Genomic DNA, 26,517 nt, shown 5'->3' with positions numbered 1-26,517 from the left:
TACCAGATCAATCTTCGTCGACCCTGCCGCGCAGAGATTTGACATCCGAACGGGCCTTTTTGGCGGCCAATCGACGTTTGACCGAGCCATAGGTGGGCTTGGTGGCGATACGCCGTTTGGGTTTGACCAGCGCGCGGGTGATCAGTTCGGCCAATCGCACCCGCGCAATCTCGCGGTTGCGAGCCTGGCTACGCGTTTCCTCGCACTGGATGATGATCGCGCCCTCTTTGGTCCAGCGCCGCCCAGCCAACCGTTTCAGCCGCGCCTTGACCGGATCAGGCAGTGAGGGCGAGCGCGCCGCTTCGAACCGCAACTCGACTGCGGTCGAAACCTTGTTCACGTTCTGCCCGCCAGGGCCGGAAGAGCGCACAAAGCTTTCGGTCATTTCCCAGTCTTGCAGGGTGATATCGTCATTGATCCGCAACATGGGGCGGACCTTACAAGTGCTGTGCGGAAACAAAAAGGGCCGCCCTAGCAGGACGGCCCTTCGAAAGTTCAGGAGGTTGGGTCGGTTAGATCAATCGACCAGCCGGAGCGAGCGCTCCGCCAAGGGCTGCCCTAACGGGCGATCCCCCCGGTTGTTCCAACACCTCTCTCCAATCTCTTTCTCGACACTGGATCACCTCCTTTTCTATCTGTTGCGGTTAACAAGGATGGTGACACAAGCTGTGCCATTCTCAAAGCGTTTTTTACACGGGCTGCGCGGTCAGGCGCGCAACGATCACCTTGAAGGGGATCAGCGCAATCAGTGCCAGCGACAACTTTACCAGCCAGTCCGCAAAGGCCAGCGTGACCCACAGGGGTGCCATCGGGCCAGACAGCATGAAGGGAACAGGCTCCCACGCCCAGCTGATCGCAGCGTCTGCATTGGCGCCAAAGATCGCGATCGAGGCGGAAAAGGCGATGGTGAAGAACAGCGCGGTGTCCAGTGCGGACCCAACCAGGGTTGAGACCAGCGGCGCGCGCCACCAGCGACCCCCGCGCATTGCATTGAACACGGTGACATCGGTCAGCTGGGCGATCAGGAAAGCAGTGCCAGAGGCAACAGCGATCCGCAGCGGCACAGCGGCATAGGTGAACCCGTCGCCCTGCAGCATGATCTGGCTGCCGATCAGCGAGCAAACGATGCCGGTGACGAACCCGGCAAACACGACCTTGCGGGCGGTTGCCACGCCATAGACGCGGTTCATGATATCGGTGACCAGAAAGGCCAGCGGATAGGTGAAAGCACCCCAGGTCAACAGCCCGTCAAGGATCAGGAACTGGACCAGAATGTTCGAAGCCACAACGATGGTGGCCATGGCAAGGATGCCGGGAATAAAAGCGCGTTGCATATTTTGATGCCCGTTTTGACAAGGTAGCGGCGACTTGGCCAAGGGACTGTCCCAAGGCAAGCCGTGCGTTTAGACCTTTGTTTCAAGCCTGTCAATCGGGCAGCAGATATTCCACCAGTTCCGTCCGCTGAATGGCCAGAAAATTGTCATCCGAAATCATCGTAACCCGCAACCTTCCCTGATCGTCACGCCAGACCGACAGGCCTTCGAGGTTGTCATGCGTCCCGCGCGCGGTTTGCAGCAAGATCTCTTCGGATTGCGGAGTGTCACCATTCAGTTCCCAACGCCTGAGCTGCGACCGAAAGCCTGTCAGGGACACCGATCGTTCCAGCACATAGAACCGCCCGTCGGGGCCAAAATCCGCCGCCACTGGCAGGAACTTGCCCCGTTGCGGCAGGACAAAAGGTGTCGACCAGGCCTGACCATCCCAACGATACACCGGTATGTCCCCCAATACGGTACGGCTCTTTTCGGTCAGGGTGTACAGCCGCCCAAGCCCGTCAATGGCCAGCCCCTCGAACGAGCCGTTATGGTCAAGAACCTCAAAGGCTTTGGGGCGTGGCAGAACCTGCGCCGGGCCGGTCGGATCGGAATAATAAGCCACCCGGTGCACACCCTCGAATGAGATATAGACCCCACCGTCAGGGGCGATTGCCAGGCCTTCGGAATCGCCCGCTGTGCCCACCAGAACCTTGCCGGTGCTGGACAGGATGGGCCAGTGCCGCTGGATCTCGATGCCGGTAATCGCACCCTCGCTTCGATCAATACGAGCGTCCAACATCGTTGCACGATCACTCAGCGCGATCATACGGGTCCCACCGTCAAAGATGTGAATTCCGGAATATCCGCCGAACCAATCCGCCTGATGTCGCCAGGCAAAATTGTTCAGCAAAGCGGCAGGCTTTACCCCCTCCGCCCAGACCATACCTGTCAGTAGCAGCGCCGCGATCAGTTGGATTGCAAGACGTTTGTGCATTGCTTGGGCAGATCGGCCAGCCGGTATTCGCGTCGTTTCTTGGGTGCTGGCGCGTTTGGATCGGGCGGCGGCGGGTTGAGGATGTTGTTCACCCATTGCTGTGCTTCGGCGCAACCATCACCCTTGGGCGGCGGATCCTGGTTCACGCAGCCGCTTGATCCCCTTGGACAGGCCAGCCGCACGTGGAAATGATAGTGATGGCCCCACCACGGCCGGATTTTACGCAGGTAAGCGCGGTTTCCCTTTTCGTCATTGCACATCTGCACCTTGGCACCGGGAAAGACGAATATCCGCGCCACGCGCTTGTCTTTTGCCGCTGCACGCAGCACTGCGTGATGCTGTTTGGTCCAGTTGCCGTTGACGAAGGCACCGTTCGAGCGGCGCAGGGAAATCGAAGAGATATTCTCGCGCGCCTTGCGGGAAAGACGCATGTTGTCACCGGGCAGCATCCAGATATCGATGTCCAGACCCAGCTGGTGGCTGCGGTGGCCCGATGTCATCGGCCCACCGCGCGGCTGGCTGATATCGCCTATATAGAGACCATTCCATCCTGACTGCTTGGCCGCAAACCGGCTCAGATCCTGGACATAGTCGATCGCCTGCGGATGGCCCCAGTTGCGGTTGCGTGACAGGCGCATGGCCTGCCATGTGGGTCCGGTTTCGGGCAGTTGTACCGCCCCCGCCGCACAGCCGCGCGAATAACTGCCGAAAGCGGCCGGTTTTTGTTGTGAACTTTGCTTTTGGCCTCCGAATAACTGCTTGGCCAGCGGCTCAGAACCTGCGGTACCGGCGAATGTGATTGCGGCAATGACCGCGAAAAAACGTAATAAAATCATCTGCTCTGATCCCCTTCCGGTTTCACCCAGCGCATTAGGAACAGTCCCAGAATAAACAACAGAACTATGGGTGACACCCCCAGTCGCGCACTACCGGTCAGGGTTGTGGCAATCCCGATCAACAACGGGGCCGCAAATGCGGTGGCGCGGCCGGACAAGCCATACAGGCCAAAGCTCTCGACCGGGGCAACGGGATCGGTGTGGCGCACCATCAGAGAACGGCTGGCCGATTGTAGGATACCCCCCATGCCGCCGATCAGAACACCGCAACCAAAGAACACCAGATCCGGCAGGCCCGACCCTTCGGGCAAGGTGATGCCGTAGATCTGGGTCCGGTCCATCATCACGACGGTGATACAGACAAAGATCAGTACCCAGATCGCAACCAGAATGACAGGTTTGGGGCCGTATTTCTTGTCCAGCTTGCCGCCAAGCCAGGCAAAGGCTGCCGCAGCCAGAACGCTGACAATCCCGAATACGCCGATCTTGATCAGATCCCATTCCAGCACCAGCCGCGCATAAACGCCGCCAAATGTATACAGCCCGTTCAACGCATCGCGATAGAACATGGACGAGGCCAGATAGCTGGCTAGGCTGACGCGATTGCGCAGGTTAGAGACTGATTTGACCAGCAGCTGCAGCGCCTCTTTGACGCTGCCTTTCTTTTCGACATCTGGATCGTCGCGCACCCACAGGAAATAGGGGATCATGAACAGAATGAACCACGCGGCGGTGAACGGCCCGACAAATCGCGTGCCTTCGCGTGCTGCGGCGTCCAGACCAAAAACAGGATCCATGCCGATCAGGGTCTTGCCATTACCTTGCTCAACAAACAGGGCCAGCATGATTGCCAGCGAGATAAGCCCGCCGAAATAGCCAAAGGCAAAACCCGAACCCGATATCTCGCCCACCTCACTGTCATCACCCAGATCGGGCAGCTGAGAATTGGCGAAGATCAGCGCGTATTCCGCCCCGACAAAACCCAGGCCAAAGGCCGACAGCATCAGCCACATGTTTGACCCGTCCGGCAACGTGTACCACAGCGCAGCAGAGCCCACCGCGTACATGATGGAAAAGCCGAATATCCATGGTATTCGACGGCCCGAAACATCCGCCATCGCCCCCATCAGCGGGGCACCGAAGGCGATGATCAGCCCCACGATGGTCATGCAGTTCGCCCACACCGTCTGCGCCCGTGCGTCTGCGGCATCGGAACCCAGCCCGGCGTTCAGATAATACTCGGCGGCTACTCCGGCAAAATAGGGCCCAAAAACAAAGGTCACCAACAGCGTGTGATAGGGCTGACTTGCCCAGTCGAAGAACCACCAGCCCCAGATGCGTTTGCGCTTGGAAATCTCTGCCATACCTGCCCCGTTTTTTATCGTTGGCGTCATAAGACGGGGCTTTGGCCCAATTCGCAAGCGTTCTGTTGGCGCGGACTTGCTCTTTTGTGCAGGGGCGCTTAGGTCTCATCACAAGCGAAAACTGGAGGCCCCATGCAGTCACTATACGATATCCTGCAAATGCTACTTAGCATCGCTTGGTACTTCATTCTGGCCCATGTGATCATGAGTTGGCTGATCAACTTCCAGGTGCTGAACCTGCATCAACAGATGGTGGCGCAGATATGGTACGGCCTCAATCGTATCCTCGAACCGCTCTATGGACCTATCCGCCGTATCTTGCCATCCATGGGTGGGCTGGACCTGACACCTCTGGTCGTTCTAATCGGGATCGCGATTTTGCGCACCATTCTTTACAACAACCAAAGCTTCTTTAACTGACCTCTTGTTCAGTGAATCTTAGTATGTGATTGTCCTGTCTTAAGAGCAGATAAACCTTAAAACAGGGCACCCCCGCACATGTTTGACGCCGCGCCTTTGCTGCGAGATGTCTTTGGATTCGACGATTTCCGACCGGGTCAGGAAGAGATCGTCGATGCCGTCACGCTGGGCGAAAACGTGCTGGCCATCATGCCCACGGGCGGTGGCAAATCCCTGTGTTTCCAACTGCCTGCGCTGATGCGCGATGGGGTCACGGTGGTGATCTCTCCGCTGATTGCCCTGATGCGCGATCAGGTGCGCGGGTTGCAAGAGGCCGGGGTTGAGGCCGGCGCGCTGACCTCCGGCAACACGCCCGAAGAAACCGATGCTGTGTGGGAAGCGTTAGAGGCCGGGCGGCTCAAGCTGCTGTACATGGCTCCCGAACGTCTGGCCGCCGGATCGGCGCTGGGCATGTTGCGGCGGATCAATGTCAGCCTGATTGCGGTGGACGAGGCGCATTGCGTCAGTCAATGGGGCCATGATTTCCGCCCCGACTACCTTCGGATCGGAGAGCTGCGACGTGCGCTGGATGTGCCTTTGGCCGCTTTCACCGCCACAGCAGATGCGGAAACGCAGGACGAGATTGTCGAAAAGCTGTTTGACGGCGCGGCCCCACGCAAGTTCCTGCGCGGGTTCGACCGGCCCAACATCCACCTGGCCTTTGCCGCCAAGGATGGGCCCCGCAAACAGGTCCTGGATTTTGCCGCCGCGCGCAAAACCCAATCCGGCATTGTCTATTGCGGCACCCGTAACAAGACCGAGGTTCTGGCACATGCCCTGCGTGCCGAAGGCCACACCGCCTGTCACTATCACGGCGGCATGGATCCCGAGGATCGCCGCATCGTCGAGACCCGCTTTGCGCGCGAGGATGGTCTGATCGTGGTGGCCACGGTTGCATTTGGCATGGGCATCGACAAGCCCGACATCCGCTGGGTCGCCCATGCGGACCTGCCCAAATCCATCGAAGCTTATTATCAGGAAATCGGCCGCGCCGGGCGTGATGGCGCCCCGGCAGAAACCCTGACCCTGTTTGGGGCAGATGACATTCGCCTGCGCCGGTCACAGATAGACGAGGGGCTTGCTCCCTCTGACCGGCGGATGGCCGATCACGCCCGTTTGAACGCCCTGCTTGGCCTGGCCGAGGCGCTGGCCTGCCGCCGTCAGACTTTGCTGGGTTATTTCGGTGAACAGACCGAACCCTGTGGCAAATGCGATCTGTGTGACAGCCCGCCGGAAGTGTTCGATGGCACCACCCCGGTTCGTATGGCCCTGTCCGCGATCCTGCGCACCGAGGAATGGTTCGGCGCAGGCCATCTGATCGACATCCTGCTGGGCAACGAGACCGACAAGATCCGCGCCCGCCGCCATGATGCGCTGTCCACCTATGGTATCGGCAAGGACTGGTCGCGCCCGCAATGGCAGGCGATCTTTCGGCAGATGATGGGCCATGATCTGGTCCGTCCTGATCCCGACCGCCACGGTGCGCTGCGCATGACTGAGGCCGCCAAGCCGATCCTGAAAGGCGAGGCGCAGATCAACCTGCGTAAGGACACGATCCGCAAAGCAACCCGTCGGCCTGCAGTCAAAGAGATGGTATCCGAAGAAGACGCACCGCTGCTGAGCGCACTGAAGGCGAAACGCCGTGCGCTGGCCGAATCCGCGCGGGTCCCGGCCTATGTTATTTTTCCCGATCGCACCCTGATCGAAATGGCGGAAACCCGCCCTGCAACGCTGGACGATATGGCCCGGATCAGCGGGATCGGTGCTAAAAAGCTGGAACGCTACGGGGCCACGTTTCTGGAGGTTCTGACCGGCGCGGTCGAAGAACTGCACCCGGCCCGCCGCAAACTGGCCGGGCGCGATCAGGGCGAGATTTACGACCGCCTGCTCGAAGTTCAGTCGCAACTGTCGCGCGGCCCTGATGGAATCGACAAGCCGCTGACCTGTACCGCCTCGCAACTGGCAAAGGTGGCGCAGTTGCGATCAGACGACCCGCGCGCCATCGAACAGGTTCTGGGTGACCGCCGTCACGAAAGGTTTGGCGCCGCCTTTCTGGACGTGCTGCGTATGGCAAGCTAGATACCCACCAACAGGCAAGAAACGAGGGCGACTATGCTGGTAGTGATTTCCCCGGCCAAACGGCTGGATTGGGCAGAACGGAATGTTGAGGTCACGCAACCCGACTTTCAGGATGACGCGATCCGCCTGTCGAAAACCGCCCGCAATCTGACGCTGGGCGACCTGAAAAAGCTGATGGATCTGAGCGATGATCTGGCCCGCCTGAACCGCGACCGTTATCGCGCCTTTTCGGACGCCCCCGATGCTGTGGCGACACGCCCGGCCGCACTGGCCTTTGCCGGAGACACCTATCAGGGGCTCGAAGCGACTTCGCTGGATGCGGAAGAGATAGCCTGGGCCCAGGATCACCTGCGTATCCTGTCCGGACTATATGGCATATTGCGTCCGCTGGACGCCATTCAGCCCTATCGGCTTGAAATGGGCAGTAGGCTGAAGACCCGGCGCGGCAAGAACCTGTACGATTATTGGCGCGACCAACTAAGCAAGGCGCTAAACGCTCAGGCAGCCGGGATCGGTAGCGATGTGCTGTTGAATTGCGCCAGTCAGGAATATTTCGGTGCAGTAGACCCCAAAGCGCTGACATTACGGGTCATCACGCCGGTCTTCATGGAAGACAAGGGCGGCACGCCAAAGATCGTCAGCTTCTTTGCCAAAAAGGCACGCGGGGCGATGGCCCGCTATGTTATTCAACACCGTCTGTCCGAACCCGCCAGCCTGACAGAGTTCGACTCGGGCGGCTATGAATACCGACCCGACCTGTCAGAGAACGACAAGCCGGTCTTTATCCGGCCCTATCAGGCCTCAGCCAGCATCGACGGGTCGTAAGAGACCAGTTCAACTGTGTTGCCTTCCGGGTCTTCGGTGAAAATTCCGCGCCAACCAACCCATCCGAACTGCTCGACGCGATAGGGTTGGCCGATCTTGTCATACCAACTCGTGACCGCCGGCTGCTCGTCGAAGGGCAGCGACAATGCGATATGATGCAGCGACGATCCCGCTCCTGTTACGGGACCTTCTGCACCGGCCCGATGTTGCCCCGGTCGTGGCGCGGTGCTGTGGTGAAACAGGGCCAGAACTTGCGTATGGCCGCCAAACCCCTCGGCTATCCGGAAGAAGGTTAAAGCGCTGTCATGGTCACCGCTCAGACGCTGCAGGCCGATCACCTGTTCATAGAACTGCACCATAGCGGCCATATCTGCGCAGCGAATGGCAATCTCGCCCAGCGCGCGGGGGTGAAATCCACGGTCATCAGTCATGTCGGCAGCCTAGAACGCTCGGGTTTCGTCATCAAGAACCGGTTGCGTTCCGTCTGGCCGATGGTCAAGGATCATCTGGTGGATTTTCTGTTTTTGCAGCGGTTTGGTCAGGTAGTAGTCCAATCCAGCCGATAAAATACCCTGATCATCTCCGCTCATTGCATGTGCGGTCAGGGCTAAGATCGGGACGTGCTGATTGGTTTCAACCTCGCGGCGGCGGATTTCACCTGTAGCCTGTTTACCGTCCATTCCGGGCATCGAGATATCCATGAATATCAAATCCGGGTCGAATTCCAGATGGGCGGCGACCGCCTCAAGCCCGTTGCCCGCAAAGCGAAGATCAATGTTCAGATCCTTGACCATCTTGCGAAGGATCAGCTGGTTGGTCTTGTTGTCCTCAGCAGCCAGAACCCGCATGAGCCTTTGATCCTCGGCAATCGGTCTGACCTGCGCAACCGTTGGGTTTTGCGTGTCGGAACCATTCGATATCGAATTCGCTGATCGTCCCAGAGCGGTCAGACGTGCATATAATTCTGAACGAGGGATCGGCTTTTGCAACACTCCGTCAATAAGCTCGCAGGCCGGATGAGCATGAATCACGCCGGGGTTGGCCGACATGACCACGACAGAGGTATCCGTCCACCCCCGGCCCTTTATCGTGGCCGCCAAATCCAGCCCGTCCATGTCCGGCAGATCGTGATCGCACAGCACCAGATCTACCGTGTCATCAAGCATAGCCAGCGCCTCGGTTCCGGTGGTACATTCGGTAACCTTGGCACCCAGGCGACCAAGTTGCTTTGACAGGATCGCGCGATTGACAGCCAGATCTTCAACCACGACCACATGGCGCAGACATCCTTCCAGATTCGGGGGGGCGGGTTGCGGACCTTCGACCGTCGGCAGCGTTATCCGAAATCCAAAACAGGACCCCTCGCCCGGCTCGCTTTCGACCCAGATGACACCGTCCATCAATTTGATCAGTCGTTTGGTGATGGCCAGACCCAACCCGGTCCCTTCAAACTGTCGGTTTTGTTCATCCTCGACCTGATTGAATTCACCAAAGATATGCGCCGCTTTATCCTCGGCAATACCGATACCGGTATCTTCTATGGCAACATGAATATCACAGGCCTGGGCCTCCGCGCGGGGGACCCCCGTGACGCGGATCAAGACATGCCCTTCCGCGGTGAACTTGACCGCGTTGCCAACCAGATTGGTCAAGACCTGACGCACCCGGCCCGGATCGCCCACGAACAGGGTTGGCAAAAACAGGTCATAGTCGACTAAAAGGCTTAAACCCTTGTCACGAACACTGGGCTGCAGCAGCATCGCCACCTCAAGGATACAGCGTTCGAAATCGAACTGTTCGGGGTGCAGGACCAGCTTATCCGCCTCAATCTTCGAGTAATCCAGAACATCGTTGATGATCACCAGCAAGGCTTCACCGGAATTGCGGATCGTGTTGAGATAGAGCCGTTGTTCTTCATCCAGCGCGGTTTCGGTCATCAACTCGGTCATGCCAACAATACCGTTCATGGGCGTGCGGATTTCATGGCTCATATTGGCCAGGAATGCAGATTTCGCGCGGTTTGCGGCCTCGGCCCGTTCGCGCGCAGCGGTCAGTTCGGCCTGATGCCGGACCGAGGCGGTTATATCAAGCGCAAGGCTGACCACATCGCCACCGCCACCGCGTTGATCAATCAGCTTGATATAGAGCCCGTTCCACAGTTTGACGATTTCTGACGGCGGGTTGGACAACTTCCAACGGGCCAGCATCCTGGCGCGCCAATCATCCTGTGCCTCGTCGACGGTATCAATCAGACCCTCCTGCGTGAGGGTTTCCAGAATTCTGCCATAGCTGATACCGGGCGCTACTTCATCCAGCCCCTCAAACAGGCTGAAATATGAGGCATTTGCCCCGATCAACCGGCTCTCTTCGTCGAAAAACGCAAACCCGTCCGGGAAGGTCTGGATCGAATGCCATAGCCGCCGTTCGGCCACTTCGATTTTGGCATTGGCCAATGTCAGGTCCGATTTAACTTTTTCATTTTCATCGCGCACCGTCTCAACCTCGGCCCGCGTTTCACCAATGCGTTTGGTCAGAGCCATCGCGTGCAGGCCCAATTTCCGGTTGGCCGCTGATAGCTCGGCTTGTTTCATCTCCAGCAGACGTTCAGCGGCAAGCCGTGCGCGTCTTTCCTGTGCCAGTTTGGTTGCAAGACTCATCAAAGGTGATCCCGGTACAATCTGCCCACAGCATCCTGACAGAGCGTGAAAAAGTGTTTAAGCCGTGCCTGTTGCCACAGACCAATGGCAGGCTCAGAGGCCGCAAACGTCCAAAACTGCCTGCCTCGCCGGTACCTGCCTTTTCCTACTCAACGCAAAATCTGCTGTATCTGAATGCGCTACAGGCGCTCAGATCAGAAAAATTGTGTGGGATTACACGACAAACCTGACGCAGCAAAGCCGGTTCAAACGGTGCTTTACCATGACATGATGCTGGTGAATGGGGCCACAATCAGCGTTGTGGTCGAATGACCTAACGCCGACCTTCGCGCAGCCAACCCGCCAGAAGGAAACCACCGGCCAGCAAAAGCACCAGCCAGGGCGGCAGAACACCAGCCTGTGTTACAGAGCTGGTCTGGTAGGCATCGCGCGGGGTCAGCCCGATCCAACCGCGCCCCGATGCTGGCCGCCCAGCGCGGACATTGCGGATCGAAGGCAAACCGTCCTCGACCCGGATCACACCGCCGCGCAGTTCGGCCAGAACCGGCTCAAGGATCTGATCGGTAGCAATCGTACGCTCAAATTCTTTGGGGGCCGCAGGGCCCAACCCAATCACCGCCGAATGTTCACCCTCTTGCAGACGATAGAGGCCAATCTCGGGGCCGAAGATCTGAGCTTCGAACCGCCCTGGAGAAACTTCGTTCAGCGTCACCTCAAGTGTCTCACCATTGGGCTGCGTGATGGTAACTGTTCCGACGTCATCCCCCAGGGTTTGACGGATGACGCGCATGATTTGACCATTTGCTTCGGCCCACAGAGCCTCTTCCTCAAGCTCGGGTTCTTTCATCATCCAATGCGCCAATCGCCGCAGCAGTTCAAGCTGCGGACCACCGCCGTCGAAGCCACGGCTCCAGAGCCAAGCGTGGTCAGAGGCCAGCATTGCCACGCGCCCCTCTCCGACCCGGTCCAGCACCAGCAGCGGCCGGTCATCGACGCCGGTCATCAGCGTTTCACCTGATCGGAACAGGACATCAACCTGGCGCAACCATGCACCCCAATGCTCGGAATCGCCCAGATCCGTGGTCACCGGGTGCCGGTGCCCCATATCTGTAACTGTGGGGACAAAGCGTTCTTCGATGACCCGCGCGGTGGGCTGCGCCGGAAGAATCGGCGCCAGCGGCGAGCGGAAGATACTGTCGGCGCTGGCAAAATCAGGACCAGCCGCAATCAGAACCGCACCACCATCATTGATGTAATTGGTGACATTCTCCAGATAGACCGCAGGCAGAATACCGCGCCGCTTATAGCGATCAAAGATGATCAGATCGAAATCGTTGATCTTTTCCAGAAACAGTTCTCGAGTCGGAAAAGCGATCAAAGACAACTCGTCCACAGGCACACCATCCTGCTTTTCAGGCGGTCGCAGGATCGTGAAATGCACCAGATCGACCGAGCTGTCGGATTTCAGAAGGTTCCGCCAGGTCCGTCCACCGGGATGCGGTTCACCCGAAACCAGCAGCACCCGCAGACGGTCGCGCACACCATTCATCTGAATCAGTGCGGTGTTGTTGCGGTCGGTCAACTCTCCTTCGACGCCGGGTACGGTAAACTGGATGACATTCCGCCCGCCATGGGACAGCTTGACCGGTAGCTCGACATCGACACCGATTGGAATGGTGAAATGTTCTGGCGCATTGCCATCAACCGAAATTTCCAAAGGCGCATTCGCAGCTGCAACAGGAACTGCGCCGCTATCCTCAACCCGCAACGTCAGCGTGACCGGCTCTCCGATAATGGCAAAAGCCGGTGCATTGCGGACGATCAGACGGCGGTCCCAGTCGCTGGCCCGCCCAGTCTGCAACAAGTGCATCGGTGCAGGCAGGTCAGGGGCCTGATCAACGTCATGCACGATCCCGTCCGAAACCACGAGGATCCCCGCAATGCGCGCACGGGGTTCCTCGGCCAGGACTTTGTTCAGCGCAGCCATGACCTGTGTGCCCTCATCCCCATCGCTGTCACCCACCTGGATCCGGCGCAGCTCGGTATTGTCGCGCGCGTCGATCTCAGCCGCCAGTTCGGCAGCGGCCTGTGCTGTCTGTTCCGGGCGATCGGACAGGGTCTGGCTGGCGCTTTCATCCTCGATCATCACCACGATTTCGGTCAGCGGAGTGCGATCTTCGACCTGATAAACAGGCCCCGCCATGGCCGCGATCACGACCAGGGCGGCCAACCCGCGCAAAGCCCAGCCAGACAGGCCCCGCCACAGGGCTAGAACAACGCCTGATATGGCAATCGCGGCAACGACCATCAGAACGGGCCACGGAATCAGAGGGTCAAAGATAACGGTTCCGGTCATTGTCCCAACCTGTCCAGCAGCGCAGGCACATGGACCTGATCCGATTTGTAATTCCCGGTCAGCACATGCATCACCAGATTGACGCCAAACCGATTGGCCAATTCCCGCTGCCGCTCACCGGCATATCCGCGCCCGACCGGCAACAAGGCCTGCCCGTTTCGGTCGACGGCCCAGGCCCCGGCCCAGTCATTCCCGCCGATCACTACCGGTGTCACATTGTCGTTTAGGTTGCGGAACGGCATGCCGTCGATCTGTTCCGCATCCGGCGGGGCGGCTTCGACCCAAATCTCGGTACCAGCATATCGGCCCGGGAAATCCTGCAGCAAATAGAAGGCCCGCGTCAGAACATGGTCATCCGGAACAGGCTCTAACGAAGGGATATTCAGCGGGGCGGCCAGTTGTTGCAGCTTGCGGCCATTGGGGCTTGCTGCACCGAAACGCGCCACATCCGCGTCGCGCGTGTCGAACAGGATCATGCCGCCCGAGCGGAGATAGGCATTCAGCTTGGCATAGGCTTCGTCCGAGGGTTGCGGCTGTTCCGGCGTGATCGGCCAGTACAGCAGCGGGAAAAACGCCAGCTCGTCCCGTTCCAGATCAACGCCGATGGGCTCTGCCGGTTCGACCGAAGTGCGGAAGAACAAAGTTTGCGCCAAGCCACGCATCCCGGCGCCCGCGATATCGTCAACCTGCGCGTTTCCGGTCATGACATGAGCCAGTACCAGCTCTTGCGTTGCCATCAGGGCAAAATCGGTTTCCTCGGGCGTCTGAGCCTGAAGGTCAGGTGCAATCAGCAACGCACCCAGCGCCATCGCCGCGGCCCGGGCCAGCCCAAGTCGCCCCGACAACAGAAGTGACGCAATGACGTCCACCGTCAGCAAGATCAGCGTGAGGCTAAGCAAAATGCCCCCGACCGGCGTTTCGGCGCTGATTTCCTGCCCTTTGATCGGCACATCAGATGGCCAGATGGCTGGCGTCAGCACCGTATCCGCATCCAGTACATTCAGCGCCAGTTTTTGCTTGCCGCTTTCATACAGGCCCGGCCGCAGGTCCGGCCCGATTGCGCCCGAGGCCAGATCAACCCCATCGACACCGGCCAGGTTATCCGCATCCGACAAACCTCCGAACCCATCCATGACCTGCAGCGGTTCCCAGGTCGTGCCCTGTAGTTGCGATTCTTCCCGGGATTTCGCAGCCGAGGCAACGGCGAGCCGGTCCAGCATCTCGACAAACAGGCCCGAGAGGGGAAGGCTCGACCATTCGGCATCAGCGGTGACATGGAACAGCACCACCTGCCCCAACCCCAACGCCTTGCGCGTGACCAGAGGCGTGCCATCCGTCAGCGATGCAATCACCCGATCAGCCAAATTAGGGTCTGGTTGCGCCATGACCTGTGTGGTCACGGAAACATCCGGTGGCACGCGCAGCCCGTAGAAAGGAGACGTTTCGGGGAACGGAGCCAGACCTTTGGCCTCACCCCAGCTCATCGCGCCGCCGACCGAACGGCCACCGCTGCGCAGGCGCACCGGCAGCAAAGTATCCTCGACATCCCGCCCCAGATCGCTGGCGGCCATGCGCGGCCCAGCAAAGCGCAATAGCAGCCCGCCCTGTTCGACCCATTCGGTCACCGCCAGTTGTTCCGCTTCGGCCAATTTCGCCACATCCGCCAGAACAATCACATCCGGATTGGCGGGCAACACATCCATCAACCCGCCCTCGACAAAATCCGCGGTCGGCACCAGAACCTGCGTCAGATAATGAAGCGGCGACAACAGCTCCAACCCTTCACGGTTCAAACTGCCCGCAAGCAGGGCCACCTCACGCCTGCGCAGGCTGTCATCGGTCAGCGTTACGGCACCCGCCGACCGCTGGCCCTGAATCTCGAACCGGGTGATTCTGGCCCGTAGTTCCGAGGGCAGCGCCAGCTCCACCTGAGCAAGCGTTTCGCCTTCAGCAAAGACGACATTGGCGGATTGCAGAACCCGCATTGCGCCCGCCGGATCGCGCCCCTGTGCCAAAATGGTCAGGGTGTCTTCCGGACCAGCAGTGGCGCGTTGGGCCGTCAGTTGAATGACACCATCCTGATAGGCGGCGGGCAGAATCGCATAAACAGGCGAGCCTAACTGGTACACGGTCACTTCCCCGCGCGATTGCAACGCAGCCAGAACCGTTTCCCGACCCGCAAATTCCAGACCGTCGCTGAACCAATATGTATCAAAACCACCATCAAGCTGATCCAGCACATCGAGCACCTGATCCATCTGCAGCTGAGTTGGTTGCCAGGGCATCGGAGTCACCCCCGGAAGCCGACCCCGCCACGCTTCGGCGGCCTGAAAGACTGGGGCTTCTGGCTCCGTCAAGTTGAGCAAGGCCACCGTGCGTCCGGCGCGTCCGGCCTCGGTCAGCTGCGTATCAAGCTGGTCCTGAAGCGATGGCCAGCCGCTTGCACCTGCCCAGCTGGCATCCAGCACCAACAACAGCGGCCCCGAACCCACCTGATCCCGCGAGGGATTCAAAACCGGCCCGGCCAGACCGATAATGATCGCCGCCGCCGCCAGCATTCGCAACAGCAGCAGCCACCATGGTGTCCGATCCGAAACACTCTCGTCGTCCTTCAGCCCCAGCAGCAGCGTTACGGCCGGAAACATTCGCCGGATCGGCGCAGGCGGCACAGCGCGCAGGACCAGCCACAGGATGGGCAGGGTCAACAATCCCAGCAACACCCAGGGCGCGGTAAAGCCTATCCCAGCCAAAACCGTCATACTCTGCCCCCGTCCAAAGCGCGATACAGCCATAACAGAGCCGCCTGTGCGCTGTCGCCAGTGTGGTGCAGCCCCAGTTGCCATCCCGTCACCCGACACAAGCGCATCAAGGCATCCTTTCGTTCGGCAAGGCGCGCAAGATACCGGTGGCGAAGATCAGAAGCCTTGAGCGTTTCATGCCGGGCCGAGCCGCCCACGCTTTCGAAAATGGTACGCCCGCGATAGGGGAAATTCTCTTCACCGGGATCCAGCACCTGCAGGACCACCCCGCGCACGCCACGATCCGCAGCTTTGGACAGTGCCAGTTCAACCTCTTCCATCGGGCCAAGAAAATCAGAGATGAACACCGCCCGCGCATGGGGGATCATGGCGCGGTGCTCGGGTGGCGCATAGTCGGCTTGATCATCCTCGGACCAGGCCTGCGCAAGCCGGATGATCTGTGCGTTGCCGCGCCGGGGCGGCAGAGTTGTGCCCGTCAGGCCCACACGCTCACCACCGCGCGCCAGCAGGATCGAGGTTGCCAGCCCCAGCAAACGCGCGCGATCCGCCTTGGTGGGCAGCGAAGCGTCCGAGGCAAAGCGCATTGACGCGCCCTGATCCACCCACAGCATCACCGATTGGGCAATCTGCCATTCGCGTTCGCGCACAAATTGTTGATCGCCACGGGCCGAGCGGCGGTGGTCGATCATCCGGCGGCTGTCGCCAATCTGTGCCGGGCGGTATTGCCAGAAATCATCGCCCATCCCGGATCGGCGACGCCCATGGTCACCCAGCAGGACGGTTCCGGCCAGATGTTCCGCCCGCGCCAACAGGGGCGGCAACCGAGATGCCTCGGCCTCGGATCTTTCACGAAGGGTCAGCCCGGCATTCACGCCGCAGCCTCGGTTCGGATCAGCCCAAGTGCAGTCGAGTCAATCAGATCGGCCAGGCTGTCACCGCGCGCCCGGGCCGCAAAGTTCAGCGCCATACGATGGCTGAGGACAGGGCGGGCCATCTCAAGAACATCTTCGGCGTTGGGGGCCAGTCGCCCCTGCAACATGGCGTTGGCACGCACCGTCATCATCAACGCCTGCGCCGCGCGGGGGCCAGGGCCCCAGGCCACGGTTTCGGCCACACGATCGGACACGCCTGCTTCGCCGGGGCGGAATGCGCGGACCAGATCCAGAATCAGTTCGACCACAGACTCGCCAACCGGCATCCGGCGCAACAGAAGTTGCGCCGCCAGCAATTCCTCTTTGGTGAAAATCTGATGAGCGTCGTCTTCTTCGACACCGGTCGTGGCCAGAAGGATATCCCGCTCGGTCTGACGATCCGGGTATTCGACGTCAATCTGCACCAAAAAGCGGTCCAACTGCGCCTCGGGCAGCGGATAGGTGCCTTCTTGTTCAATCGGGTTCTGCGTGGCCAGCACGTGAAACGGCTCATCCAGCGCACGATCCTCGCCCGCGACGGTGACGGTGCGTTCCTGCATCGCTTGCAGCAAGGCCGACTGTGTGCGCGGGCTGGCGCGGTTGATCTCATCCGCCATCAGCAATTCGCAGAAGATCGGTCCGGGAATGAACCGGAAGTGGCGACTGCCATCCTCGGCCGTATCCAGAACCTCGGACCCCAGAATATCAGCCGGCATCAGATCCGGCGTGAACTGGATACGGTTGCCATGCAGGCCCATCACGGTCGACAAAGTCTCAACCAGCCGGGTCTTGCCCAGCCCTGGCAATCCGATCAGCAATGCGTGCCCGCCGCATAACAGCGCGGCCAGCGTCAGATCCACGACCCGCTCTTGCCCGATAAAGCGTCGGGTGATCGAGGCCTTGGCCTCTTGCAGTTTAGTTTCCAGCGCTTCGATCTCGGATACGAGGTCGGCAGGTTCGCTCATGACTTTCCCTTCCGTGGACGAGTATGGTTGAAGTGTATCGCGCGAAAAGGAAATGGCAAAAGTAATGAGCGGACAAATCCCTGTGACACCTTCTCCTGATGGCATTGCGGCATCAGTCAAAGCCGCGAAAACACGGGATTTACCCCCTGTTCACCTGTGGAATCCCCCGTTTTGTGGCGATCTGGACATCAAGATCGCAAAAGATGGTTCTTGGAGTTATTTAGGCTCGCCCATCAACAGGTTCGAGCTTGTGAAGCTTTTTTCCTCAATTCTTAAGAAAGAAGAAGGCAAATATTACCTGGTGACCCCGGTCGAAAAGGTGGGAATCACGGTTGAGGATGTCCCGTTCGTCGCTGTCGACTTTGATGCCACAGGCTCAGGCGCGGCGCAGATTTTGACTTTCAGCACCCATGTGGGTGACACGGCCAAGGCCGGACCGGATCACCCGATCCGTGTTGAGTTTGATCCGAAGACCCAGGAACCCTCGCCCTATATCCTGATCCGCGCAAATCTAGAGGCGCGCATTGACCGCAAAAGCTTTTACCGGCTGGTCGAGATCGGCACCGACCATGAAGACTGGTTCGGGGTATGGTCAGGCGGTCAGTTCTTTCCGCTGATCCGCTCAGCCGATCTGGGCTGAGCGCGGCCTGCGATCCTGCGCCAGAACAACGGCGACCGCCACGATGCCCGCGCCCAGCGCGCGGGTTGAATTCCACTCATCCCCCAGCACAATCATGATCAGCATCACGTAAAATGGCGCGATGTTCATATGGAACGAGGCCAGCGCCACGCCCAGCTTTCCAACCGAAGCAACGAACAGGATCTGGCTCAGCCCCAGCGAAATCAGCGCGTAAATCCCCAGCATCCCGATCTGCTGCGCGTCGATGGCAACCTCAGGCATCACCTCCATGCCCAGCAACCCAGCGGCAAAGCACAAGATCACGGCCATGGCAAAGCCCCCGATCAACGTGATCGTCGCGCGCCCGGTCTGGCTGAGTTCGGGGAAATCGCGCGCTGTGGTCATGCTGCCCCAGCTGAAAAAGACGACCGACACGACCGCGCATAAGGCCCCAAGGCCCAGCTGCGCCGGGGCGACGGCGCTGGTGGCGATCAGCCCGCCGATAATTGAAACCAGAACGCCTAGGCCAAAATTCCAGCTCAGCCGACGTGTGCCCGCCTTAAGCTCCAGCAGGGTTGCGATTAGTGGCGCGCAAGAGGCGATGATGACGACGGTTACCGGATCGGTCAGCTTTTGCGCCAGGATCAGCAGGAACATCGGGCAGCCAAAGCCAAAAGCTCCGACGATCATGGCCCATCCCCATCTGGCCCTTAGAATACGACTGGGACCGTCCAGCATCAGCCAGATCGGCAGCAGCACCAAAACCGCCAGACCCAGACGTGCCGCCAGCAAGCCCACTGGCGACCAGCTTTGCAACAAGACCTCCGCCGCCGGAAAGCCTGCGGCCCATGCCAGCATCGAGGCAACCGCCAACCCGTTGCCAGACAAGGCGGAGTTGCGGTCGGCGGACATAGAAATATCGGTCCCGCGCACGGGGTCAGGGCTCATTGCCATGGGTCATACCTCTGGTCAAAGCGGCGCCAGAAATGATTCGCCGCATTGTCCCGAACGTCACTGAATTAAACCGGGTGATCTGGCAGATTTTCGACAATCTGTCGTTTTCAGTCCCTTTCGCTGAAATCACCCGACCGATATGGTCCGGCGAACAGACACGCAAAGGCCATCCATGCCCAAATTCGCTGCAAATATCTCACTGCTCTTTGCCGAACTGCCCTATCTCGACCGGTTTCAGGCCGCCGCGCAGGCCGGGTTCAAGGCGGTTGAGGTTCTGTTTCCCTATGATCTGGCTACCAAGGAAACCTGCCGTGCCCTGCTGGCTAATGGGCTCGACCTGGTGCTGATCAACGCGCCGCCACCCAACTACACCGGCGGCACTCCCGGATATGCCGCCGTTCCGGGCGGTGAGGCGCGGTTCCAGTCCGACATCCGCCGCGTTCTACGCTATGCTCAGGCGCTGCGGCCCGAAAAAATCCACATCATGTCCGGATATTCCTCGGGCGCGGATGCTATGGATTGCTTTGTTCCAAACCTGCAATGGGCAGCAGACCACGCGCCCCAACAGCCGTTCACGATCGAACCGCTCAACCCGGTGTCACAGCCTGAATATTTCCTGAACTCTTACGATCTGGCCGCCGAGGTTTTGGATCGTGTGAACCGGCCCAATGTTGGTCTGCAATATGACAGTTTTCACGCCCAGATGATCCATGGCAACGCGTTGCAGGTCTGGCAGCAGTTCCAAGCCCGCATCGTGCATGCCCAGATCGGAGCGGCACCGGATCGCTCAGAGCCCGGTCGAGGTGAGATGAATTTTGCCGAGTTGTTCCGAGCGATTGATGACAGCGGCTACACCGGCTGGGTCAGTGCCGAATATCAGCCCTCGATCCAACGTACCGCCGATACACTCGGCTGGATGCATCTTTGATTGTCCGTCCGCACTGGAATATCCCGGAAAAATAGCGCAGATCAAGGCAACCACAGACCAAGGATGCCCGGATGATCCCTGCCCGCTATGCCCGCGCCCTGTTCAGCCTGATCATGTCAGGCCTGATGTCCTGTATCGTCACCGGCATCGCCACAGCCAAGGCCATCGGTTTCGGCCCCAACACACTGGGCGACTGGATGAGCTCATGGGCCTTTTGCTGGCCCATCGCCTTTACGGTCATCCTGCTGCTGGGACCCAGCGTGCAACGGATGGTCAACCGCATGGTCAGACCGCAGGGCTGACCCGCCGCGAAGAGGGCCCGCCGGGCCTGATGAGAGGCGTTGCTAGTGCGCCTCGGCCCAGTTTGCGCCCTGGCCCGCATCCACGCTCAGCTTGACGTCCAGTTTCACCGCCGGGTCGGATGCGCCCTCCATGATGTCACGCGCCGCGTTGATCAGCGGGTCAACAGCGTCCTCGGCCACTTCGAACAGCAATTCGTCATGCACCTGCAGCAGCATCTTTGCGGGCAGGCCCTGGATCGCATCCGGCATCCGCACCATCGCGCGGCGGATCACGTCGGCCGCGGTGCCTTGAATCGGAGCGTTGATCGCTGCCCGACGCGAAAATCCGGCATGCGGCCCCTTGGCATTGATTTCGGGCGTATGGATTTTGCGCCCGAATAGGGTCTGCACATAGCCATTCTCTTTGGCAAAGGCGACGGTGTCGTCCATATAGGTCCGAATGCCGGGGAAGCGTTCGAAATAGCGGTCGATGAAGCCCTGCGCCTCGGCCCGTGGAATGCGCAGGTTGCGCGCCAGACCAAAACCCGAGATGCCATAGATCACACCGAAGTTGATCGCCTTGGCCTGACGGCGAATATCCGGCATCATCTCATCCAGCGGCACGTCGAACATTTCCGACGCAGTCATGGCGTGAATGTCCAGCCCATCGGTAAACGCCTGCTTCAAGGCCGGAATATCGGCAATATGCGCCAGAATGCGCAGCTCGATCTGGCTATAGTCGAGGCTGACCAGCACATTTCCCGGTTCGGCAATGAACGCCTCGCGGATGCGACGACCTTCCTCGGTGCGCACGGGGATGTTCTGCAGGTTCGGATCGGTCGAGGCCAAACGACCGGTGTTCGCCCCGGTGATCGAATAGGACGTATGTACCCGGCCCGTATCGGGGTTGATATGGGTCTGCAGCGCGTCCGTATAGGTCGATTTCAGTTTCGACAGCTGACGCCAATCCAGCACCCGACGCGGCAATTCATGCTCGGTCGCCAGATCCTCAAGGATATCGGCCCCGGTTGAATATTTTCCGGTCTTGCCCTTCTTGCCGCCTTCCAGACCCATCTTGTCGAACAGAATCTCGCCCAGCTGAGCGGGCGAGCCGACATTGAAGCTTTCACCAGCCAATTCGTGGATTTCAGCCTCTAACCCGGCCATTTTCTGGGCAAACGCGTTGGACATGCGGCTGAGGACATCGCGGTCAACCTTGATACCATGCATCTCCATTTCGGCCAGAACCGGCACCAGCGGGCGTTCCAACGTTTCATAGACGGTCGTCACCTGCACCTGATGCAGTTGCGGCTTGAACAGTTTCCACAGGCGCAGCGTTATATCAGCGTCCTCGGCCGCATAGGCGGTCGCTTCATCAATCGGAACCTTGTCGAATGTGATCGCCGATTTGCCGGATCCCAGCAGCGGTTTGATCGGAATCGGCGTGTGGTTCAGATAACGCTCGGACAGGGTGTCCATGCCATGCCCATGCTCGCCGCCATGCATCGCATAGGACATCAACATCGTGTCATCAATCGGCGCCACATCCACGCCATAGCGGGCAAAAATCTTGGCATCGTATTTCATGTTTTGCCCGATCTTGAGGATCGACGGGTCCTCTAACATCGGTTTTATCAGTGTTAGAGCCTGTTCAATCGGCATTTGCCCCTCGGCCAGCGCGTCCGAGCCGAACAGATCGTCGGTGGCGCTTTGACGATGGATCAATGGGATATAACAGGCCTCGCCCGCCTCAATGCAGAGCGAAATGCCAACCAGATCTGCGATCATCTCGTTCAGCCCGGTGGTCTCGGTGTCCACTGCAACCCAGCCACGCTCATAGGCCTGGTCTATCCATTTCTGCAAAGCCCCCGCGTCGCGGACGCATTCATACTTCGACGCGTCGAATGGAATGTCTTCAGCCTCGGCCACATCTGCAACGGGCGCAGGCGCGTCTGCAATCACCGGTGCCTCGGCCCCCAGCTTGTCCGCTATGCGCTTGGTGAGGGTGCGGAACTCCATCTCAGCCAGAAAGCCCAGCAGAGTGTCCGGTTCAGGGTCTTGCACCTCAAGATCGTCTAAGGTGAAATCCAGCGGCGTGTTCTCATCCAACTGCACCAGTCTTTTCGACAGCTCAATCTGGTCGCGTTTGTCGATCAGGGTCTGGCGGCGTTTGGGTTGTTTGATCTCTTCGGCGCGGTCCAGCAGGGTTTCCAGATCACCAAATTCATTGATCAAAAGCGCCGCCGTCTTGATCCCAATGCCCGGGGCCCCCGGCACATTGTCCACGCTGTCCCCGGCCAGCGCCTGCACGTCCACCACACGTTCAGGCCCGACGCCGAATTTCTCGAACACGCCATCGCGGTCGATGCGTTTGTTCTTCATCGCATCCAGCATTTCGACCCCATCGCCGACCAGCTGCATCAGGTCCTTGTCGGAACTGACGATCGTGACGCGACCACCGGCCTCACGCGCCTGTATGGCAAGGGTGGCAATGATGTCGTCGGCCTCATAGCCCTCAAGCTCTTTGCAGGCGATATTGAAGGCGCGGGTCGCCTCGCGGGTCAGGGGCATCTGAGGGCGCAGATCCTCGGGCATGGCCTCGCGGTTGGCCTTGTAGAGGTCATACATGTCATTGCGGAACGTATGAGAGCCCTTGTCAAAAATCACCGCCACATGCGTCGGCGCGTCTGGCCCGGTGTTTCCTTCGACATATTTCTGCAGCATGTTGCAAAAGCCCGACACGGCCCCAATCGGCAACCCATCGGACTTCCGCGTCAGCGGCGGCAGCGCGTGATAGGCCCTGAAGATAAAGGCCGATCCGTCAATAAGATGAAGGTGACACCCTTTTCCGAAATTGCTCATGCGCGCGCTCCCTGTCGGTCAGGGATGGTTCTGCCACAGGGGCGCACGGGTGACCAGTACAGAAGGTGAACTATCCGCCGAACAGGCCGCCAAATACATCCGAAAAGCTGTTGAGCAGCGCCATGATGACCAGCACACCGAGGAAAGCGAAAAACGCAAAAGCAAAGAACTGAAACAGGATTGCGCCGATGCCGATTGCGATACCCGCAATGGCCGGGCGCAGTTTTTCGTGGCGCAGAATGCCTATGGCCGACAGGATGACGGCCAATCCTCCCAAAAGGGCTACGCCGATCTGCAGAAAGTCGTCCAGATCACGGACCCGGGCCACCGGCTCGGGTTGGTCCAGCCCGGCGGCCGAGCGCAGGGTGGATTTTCCAAGCTCGGCTGCAAGCTCTCCCAAAGACACGCCAGTCGATTGTTGCGGTGCGAATGGCCCGGCCCAGAACAGGAACAGGGCGCCCAACAGGGCCATCGCGGAAACACTAAAACCAATCCATCCGAAGACCGGTTGGTTGGTATTTTGGATACTGGCGTCCATCAACACACTTCCTCCATTGAGCCGGCGCAAAGCTATCGTCAGAACACGACATTAGTTGGGCAGGTTAGACCTTGCCGGATTGGTTTATCAAGCGGGACAAAGTGATCGAGTAAGGCAATGGCATCCTTGTGCCGAAGTCTTCATTCGCAGCCCACAGCACCTCACCGGCCCAGACATGGCAGGTTCGCAGCGCGTTGAAACGCCCTCTGGCCTTAAAACTGATTTCGGTCGAAAAAACCCGGCACCCAGGAGGCCTGTAGATCGGCCCGCTGACCAGGTGATTTCGATCGTATCATCGCCCTTCGCCCGATTTCCCGATCCGGTTAGAAGCATTCCGATAGCGGCGGCCAGAAAATAGCCAACAGCTCCAATGATCAGGCAGAGGCCAAACCTGCCCGCGGCTTTGCACAATCAGGCGCTGGCCTCGTGCCCTTTTAAGACAAATTTGCAGTCGCAATAGGGGCACTCGACCCAGCCGGTGTCTTCGGGGATCTGTAACCAAACACGTGGGTGGCCCAATGCACCTTCGCCGCCATCACAGGCGACACGAGAGGTTTCGACGATCTTGGTTTCCGGCGCTTCGATTGTCACGGCTGGCGATCCTTCACTGGTTGTCGGCCTCGCGGGCATGCATTAGGTGCGTTTATGAGCGATGAGCAAACCGGGGGCAAGAGCCACATGGACAATGCGGCAATCAGGATCGAAGGGCTGCGCAAGACCTATCGCGGCAGCAAGGGCCAGCCTGAAAAGCAGGCGCTGAAGGGTATCGACCTGACAATCCCGCGCGGTTCAGTCTTTGGATTGCTGGGGCCGAACGGGGCCGGGAAATCGACCCTGATCAACATTCTGGCCGGGTTGGTGGTGAAATCGGCTGGCCATGTGTCGATCTGGGGTCATGACCAAGACCGCAACCCGCGCCAATCTCGCGCTGCCATCGGCGTTATGCCGCAAGAGCTGAACCTGGACCCGTTCTTTACTCCGCGCGGTGCTTTGGAGGTTCAGGCTGGCCTATATGGTGTACCAAAGGCGCAGCGGCGCAGTGATGAAATCCTCGAACTGGTTGGCCTCAGCGACAAGGCCGAGGCCTATGCCCGCACCCTGTCCGGCGGGATGCGGCGCCGGTTGCTGTTGGCCAAGGCTTTGGTGCATAACCCCAAAGTGCTGGTTCTGGACGAACCCACAGCGGGCGTGGATATCGAGCTGCGCCAAATGCTCTGGGCCAACGTGCGCAAGCTGAACCAGCAGGGCATGACCATCATCCTGACGACGCATTACCTGGAAGAAGCACAGGAGATGTGCGACCAGATCGCCATCATCAATCATGGCGAAAAGATCGCACAGGACAGCACGGCAGACCTGCTGAGCCGCATGGATGGCCGGACGATGGTAATTATTCCGGATGGCCCCGTCACTGAACTGCCTGCGGCCGAGGGAGTCGAGGCCACACTGCGCGACGATGGCAGCCTGGTGCTGCGCTATCGCAGTGCCCAGACCAGTGCCGAACAGGTTCTGGAATCCGTCAGGGCCGTGGGCATCCGCATCCGCGACGTCCGCACCGAAGAAGCGGATCTTGAGGATGTGTTCCTGGCCCTGACCTCGACCCGGGCTGGCGATGTCCCGGCAGCTGATCTTGATCAGCCGCGCCGGGGATTGCACCGGGTTAAGCTTTAGGCGCGGTCGATCCGCGCGTGATAGCAGTTATTCGACGCGGATCTGATGTGGATATAGGCGACATCCGCGCGGGCAAAGATATCCCCGGCAGCGTTTTGCAATTCCGCCTGCGGCGTAATGATCCCGGTGCCGTAAACAATCCTGTCGTCCGATCCGTACCCTTTAATCAGATAAGTGGTTGAGGCGGTCAGCGCCTCGGGCAGGTTGGTGAGATCCTCATAGCGCTGACAAGGCTCTACACAAAGGTAAATCGGCCCGGTTTCAGCAAAAGGTTGTGTCGCTGGAAATGGCCGGTGCGCCAGCACCAGCATTTCCTTTCCCCTGGGAATATAGGTCAGGCAATGACGGCAGGGGTTTCCTTCCCCGTTCGATATCGCCCGTTCGGGCGGGTTGCCATAACCATCAGGCGCACCTTGGCGATAGGCTTGAACCTGAGCGGTGGGGAGGGCAGATATTTTGTGCATGTTAGGTCTCCTTCTTTGTACAAAAGATGCCTGACCCGGCGAGGGGAACCGACCCGTTTCCTGCGCAAACGCTTCTTTGAGACAGCGCGACATATACGCGCCGTGGCTTGACAGCACGGGCTACAATCCGATCTGAACGGGACGCAATTCAGTTTCGGAACGCCCATGTCCAAACCTACCTCTCCTGCCCGCCCAGGAATTCCTCCGAGGTTTCCCGCCACCGCTGAACAGATCATGTCGCAGGTGAGCGCATTCTACGCCCGCGTCCGGCAGGACGAGGCACTGGCGCCGGTCTTTGCAAACCATGTCAGCGACTGGCCCCCGCACGAGAACAAGATCGCCGCGTTCTGGCGCAACGCCATTCTGCATGAGCGTTGTTATGACGGAAATCCGCAGCGTATTCACATCGAAAGGCCTGATATCAGGCCCGAATTGTTCGATCATTGGCTGGACCTGTTCGAGGAGGTGGCCCATAGTACCCTGCCCGCAGAAACCGCGCTGCCCTGGGTGGCGCTGGCCCGGCGCATCGGCGTAGGGATGAAAGTGGGTGTACAATCCGCGCGCCAGCCAAAGGACGCGCCACCGATCCTGCGATGATCTCAGATCATGGCCGGTTGCCATGTTAGCGGTAAAATAAGGGCTATCAGACTCTGAAAAATGGGTTTATGCAACGGATGAA

General features: G+C 59.4%; 24 protein-coding genes. 8 read left to right on the top strand and 16 right to left on the bottom strand.

Going from position 1 to position 26,517, the window contains the following annotated elements; all coding sequences use genetic code 11:
* Window positions 1–7: 7 nt before the first annotated feature.
* The 5 genes from arfB to AC2FLG_RS15670 form a co-directional block, all read right to left on the bottom strand.
* Window positions 8–427, bottom strand: a complete 420-nt coding sequence (arfB, locus tag AC2FLG_RS15690) for an alternative ribosome rescue aminoacyl-tRNA hydrolase ArfB (protein ID WP_142638575.1) — start codon at window positions 425–427, stop codon at window positions 8–10.
* Window positions 428–689: 262 nt separating this feature from the next.
* On the bottom strand, window positions 690–1,334 hold the full coding sequence (locus AC2FLG_RS15685; protein ID WP_281973321.1) for a queuosine precursor transporter: 645 nt from the start codon (window positions 1,332–1,334) through the stop codon (window positions 690–692).
* Between the two features lie 91 nt (window positions 1,335–1,425).
* Complete coding sequence (locus tag AC2FLG_RS15680; protein ID WP_496706967.1) at window positions 1,426–2,310, bottom strand: esterase-like activity of phytase family protein; 885 nt, start codon at window positions 2,308–2,310, stop codon at window positions 1,426–1,428.
* The gene (gene mepA, locus AC2FLG_RS15675; RefSeq protein WP_271951836.1) at window positions 2,283–3,146 is read right to left on the bottom strand and encodes a penicillin-insensitive murein endopeptidase; all 864 of its coding nucleotides are present in this window, start codon (window positions 3,144–3,146) and stop codon (window positions 2,283–2,285) included. The genes AC2FLG_RS15680 and mepA overlap by 28 nt, the downstream gene beginning before the upstream one ends.
* Window positions 3,143–4,510 carry an MFS transporter gene (locus AC2FLG_RS15670; RefSeq protein ID WP_496706965.1) on the bottom strand — a complete coding sequence of 456 codons (1,368 nt, stop codon included), beginning with the start codon at window positions 4,508–4,510 and terminating at the stop codon, window positions 3,143–3,145. Before AC2FLG_RS15670 ends, mepA begins: the two co-directional genes overlap by 4 nt.
* Window positions 4,511–4,642: 132 nt before the next feature.
* Here AC2FLG_RS15670 and AC2FLG_RS15665 point away from each other — a divergent pair, with 132 nt between their 5' ends.
* From AC2FLG_RS15665 to yaaA, 3 genes are all read left to right on the top strand, one after another.
* The gene (locus tag AC2FLG_RS15665) at window positions 4,643–4,930 is read left to right on the top strand and encodes a YggT family protein (protein WP_496706963.1); all 288 of its coding nucleotides are present in this window, start codon (window positions 4,643–4,645) and stop codon (window positions 4,928–4,930) included.
* Window positions 4,931–5,008: 78 nt separating this feature from the next.
* Window positions 5,009–7,048 (top strand): DNA helicase RecQ, encoded by a 2,040-nt coding sequence (recQ, locus tag AC2FLG_RS15660; RefSeq protein ID WP_496706961.1) that lies wholly within the window; start codon window positions 5,009–5,011, stop codon window positions 7,046–7,048.
* A 33-nt stretch (window positions 7,049–7,081) separates the two neighbouring features.
* On the top strand, window positions 7,082–7,873 hold the full coding sequence (yaaA, locus tag AC2FLG_RS15655; RefSeq protein ID WP_496706958.1) for a peroxide stress protein YaaA: 792 nt from the start codon (window positions 7,082–7,084) through the stop codon (window positions 7,871–7,873).
* Here the strand turns inward: yaaA and AC2FLG_RS15650 are convergent.
* The 6 genes from AC2FLG_RS15650 to AC2FLG_RS15625 all read right to left on the bottom strand — a co-directional run bounded on the left by AC2FLG_RS15650 (window position 7,843) and on the right by AC2FLG_RS15625 (window position 17,521).
* Window positions 7,843–8,304 carry a VOC family protein gene (locus tag AC2FLG_RS15650; protein WP_496706956.1) on the bottom strand — a complete coding sequence of 154 codons (462 nt, stop codon included), beginning with the start codon at window positions 8,302–8,304 and terminating at the stop codon, window positions 7,843–7,845. The two genes, yaaA and AC2FLG_RS15650, sit on opposite strands and share 31 nt — an antisense overlap.
* A 9-nt stretch (window positions 8,305–8,313) precedes the next feature.
* The gene (locus tag AC2FLG_RS15645; protein WP_496706952.1) at window positions 8,314–10,530 is read right to left on the bottom strand and encodes a response regulator; all 2,217 of its coding nucleotides are present in this window, start codon (window positions 10,528–10,530) and stop codon (window positions 8,314–8,316) included.
* 313 nt (window positions 10,531–10,843) lie between these two features.
* Entirely contained in the window at window positions 10,844–12,886 is a 2,043-nt protein-coding gene (locus tag AC2FLG_RS15640; RefSeq protein ID WP_496706948.1) for a hypothetical protein, read from the bottom strand.
* Window positions 12,883–15,645 carry a DUF4159 domain-containing protein gene (locus tag AC2FLG_RS15635; protein WP_496706946.1) on the bottom strand — a complete coding sequence of 921 codons (2,763 nt, stop codon included), beginning with the start codon at window positions 15,643–15,645 and terminating at the stop codon, window positions 12,883–12,885. The genes AC2FLG_RS15640 and AC2FLG_RS15635 overlap by 4 nt, the downstream gene beginning before the upstream one ends.
* Window positions 15,642–16,517 carry a DUF58 domain-containing protein gene (locus AC2FLG_RS15630; RefSeq protein ID WP_496706945.1) on the bottom strand — a complete coding sequence of 292 codons (876 nt, stop codon included), beginning with the start codon at window positions 16,515–16,517 and terminating at the stop codon, window positions 15,642–15,644. Before AC2FLG_RS15630 ends, AC2FLG_RS15635 begins: the two co-directional genes overlap by 4 nt.
* Complete coding sequence (locus tag AC2FLG_RS15625; protein WP_271951824.1) at window positions 16,514–17,521, bottom strand: AAA family ATPase; 1,008 nt, start codon at window positions 17,519–17,521, stop codon at window positions 16,514–16,516. Before AC2FLG_RS15625 ends, AC2FLG_RS15630 begins: the two co-directional genes overlap by 4 nt.
* A 64-nt stretch (window positions 17,522–17,585) precedes the next feature.
* Here AC2FLG_RS15625 and AC2FLG_RS15620 point away from each other — a divergent pair, with 64 nt between their 5' ends.
* Entirely contained in the window at window positions 17,586–18,161 is a 576-nt protein-coding gene (locus AC2FLG_RS15620) for a DUF1285 domain-containing protein (protein ID WP_281973328.1), read from the top strand.
* Here AC2FLG_RS15620 and AC2FLG_RS15615 read toward each other — a convergent pair.
* Window positions 18,144–19,088, bottom strand: coding sequence for a DMT family transporter (locus AC2FLG_RS15615; protein ID WP_496706943.1), 945 nt, complete (start codon window positions 19,086–19,088; stop codon window positions 18,144–18,146). The genes AC2FLG_RS15620 and AC2FLG_RS15615 overlap by 18 nt on opposite strands.
* Before the next feature lie 178 nt (window positions 19,089–19,266).
* Here AC2FLG_RS15615 and AC2FLG_RS15610 point away from each other — a divergent pair, with 178 nt between their 5' ends.
* Together AC2FLG_RS15610 and AC2FLG_RS15605 are read left to right on the top strand one after the other, a co-directional pair.
* Entirely contained in the window at window positions 19,267–20,022 is a 756-nt protein-coding gene (locus tag AC2FLG_RS15610; protein ID WP_496706942.1) for a hydroxypyruvate isomerase family protein, read from the top strand.
* 71 nt (window positions 20,023–20,093) lie between these two features.
* Window positions 20,094–20,324 carry a DUF2798 domain-containing protein gene (locus tag AC2FLG_RS15605; protein WP_281973331.1) on the top strand — a complete coding sequence of 77 codons (231 nt, stop codon included), beginning with the start codon at window positions 20,094–20,096 and terminating at the stop codon, window positions 20,322–20,324.
* Window positions 20,325–20,366: 42 nt separating this feature from the next.
* Here AC2FLG_RS15605 and polA read toward each other — a convergent pair whose 3' ends face one another.
* The 3 genes from polA to AC2FLG_RS15590 all read right to left on the bottom strand — a co-directional run bounded on the left by polA (window position 20,367) and on the right by AC2FLG_RS15590 (window position 24,294).
* Entirely contained in the window at window positions 20,367–23,165 is a 2,799-nt protein-coding gene (gene polA, locus AC2FLG_RS15600) for a DNA polymerase I (RefSeq protein ID WP_496706939.1), read from the bottom strand.
* Between the two features lie 70 nt (window positions 23,166–23,235).
* Entirely contained in the window at window positions 23,236–23,703 is a 468-nt protein-coding gene (locus AC2FLG_RS15595; protein WP_281973333.1) for a hypothetical protein, read from the bottom strand.
* A gap of 411 nt (window positions 23,704–24,114) precedes the next feature.
* A complete protein-coding gene (locus AC2FLG_RS15590) occupies window positions 24,115–24,294 on the bottom strand; it encodes a zinc-finger domain-containing protein (protein WP_142638543.1) in 180 nt (59 codons plus the stop codon).
* Between the two features lie 87 nt (window positions 24,295–24,381).
* Between AC2FLG_RS15590 and AC2FLG_RS15585 the strand changes: the two genes are divergently transcribed.
* Window positions 24,382–25,374, top strand: a complete 993-nt coding sequence (locus AC2FLG_RS15585) for an ABC transporter ATP-binding protein (RefSeq protein ID WP_496703582.1) — start codon at window positions 24,382–24,384, stop codon at window positions 25,372–25,374.
* Here the strand turns inward: AC2FLG_RS15585 and AC2FLG_RS15580 are convergent.
* The gene (locus tag AC2FLG_RS15580; protein WP_496706937.1) at window positions 25,371–25,838 is read right to left on the bottom strand and encodes a DUF1203 domain-containing protein; all 468 of its coding nucleotides are present in this window, start codon (window positions 25,836–25,838) and stop codon (window positions 25,371–25,373) included. The two genes, AC2FLG_RS15585 and AC2FLG_RS15580, sit on opposite strands and share 4 nt — an antisense overlap.
* Before the next feature lie 165 nt (window positions 25,839–26,003).
* On the opposite strand from AC2FLG_RS15580, the gene AC2FLG_RS15575 reads away from it, so the two are divergent.
* Entirely contained in the window at window positions 26,004–26,435 is a 432-nt protein-coding gene (locus AC2FLG_RS15575; protein ID WP_142638539.1) for a group III truncated hemoglobin, read from the top strand.
* Window positions 26,436–26,517 lie beyond the last annotated feature (82 nt).

It is taken from the genome of Ruegeria sp. CDSA193, assembly GCF_059611885.1.
Note: the sequence above shows the minus strand (reverse complement) of the source record. Positions and strands in the feature narration are given on the sequence as shown.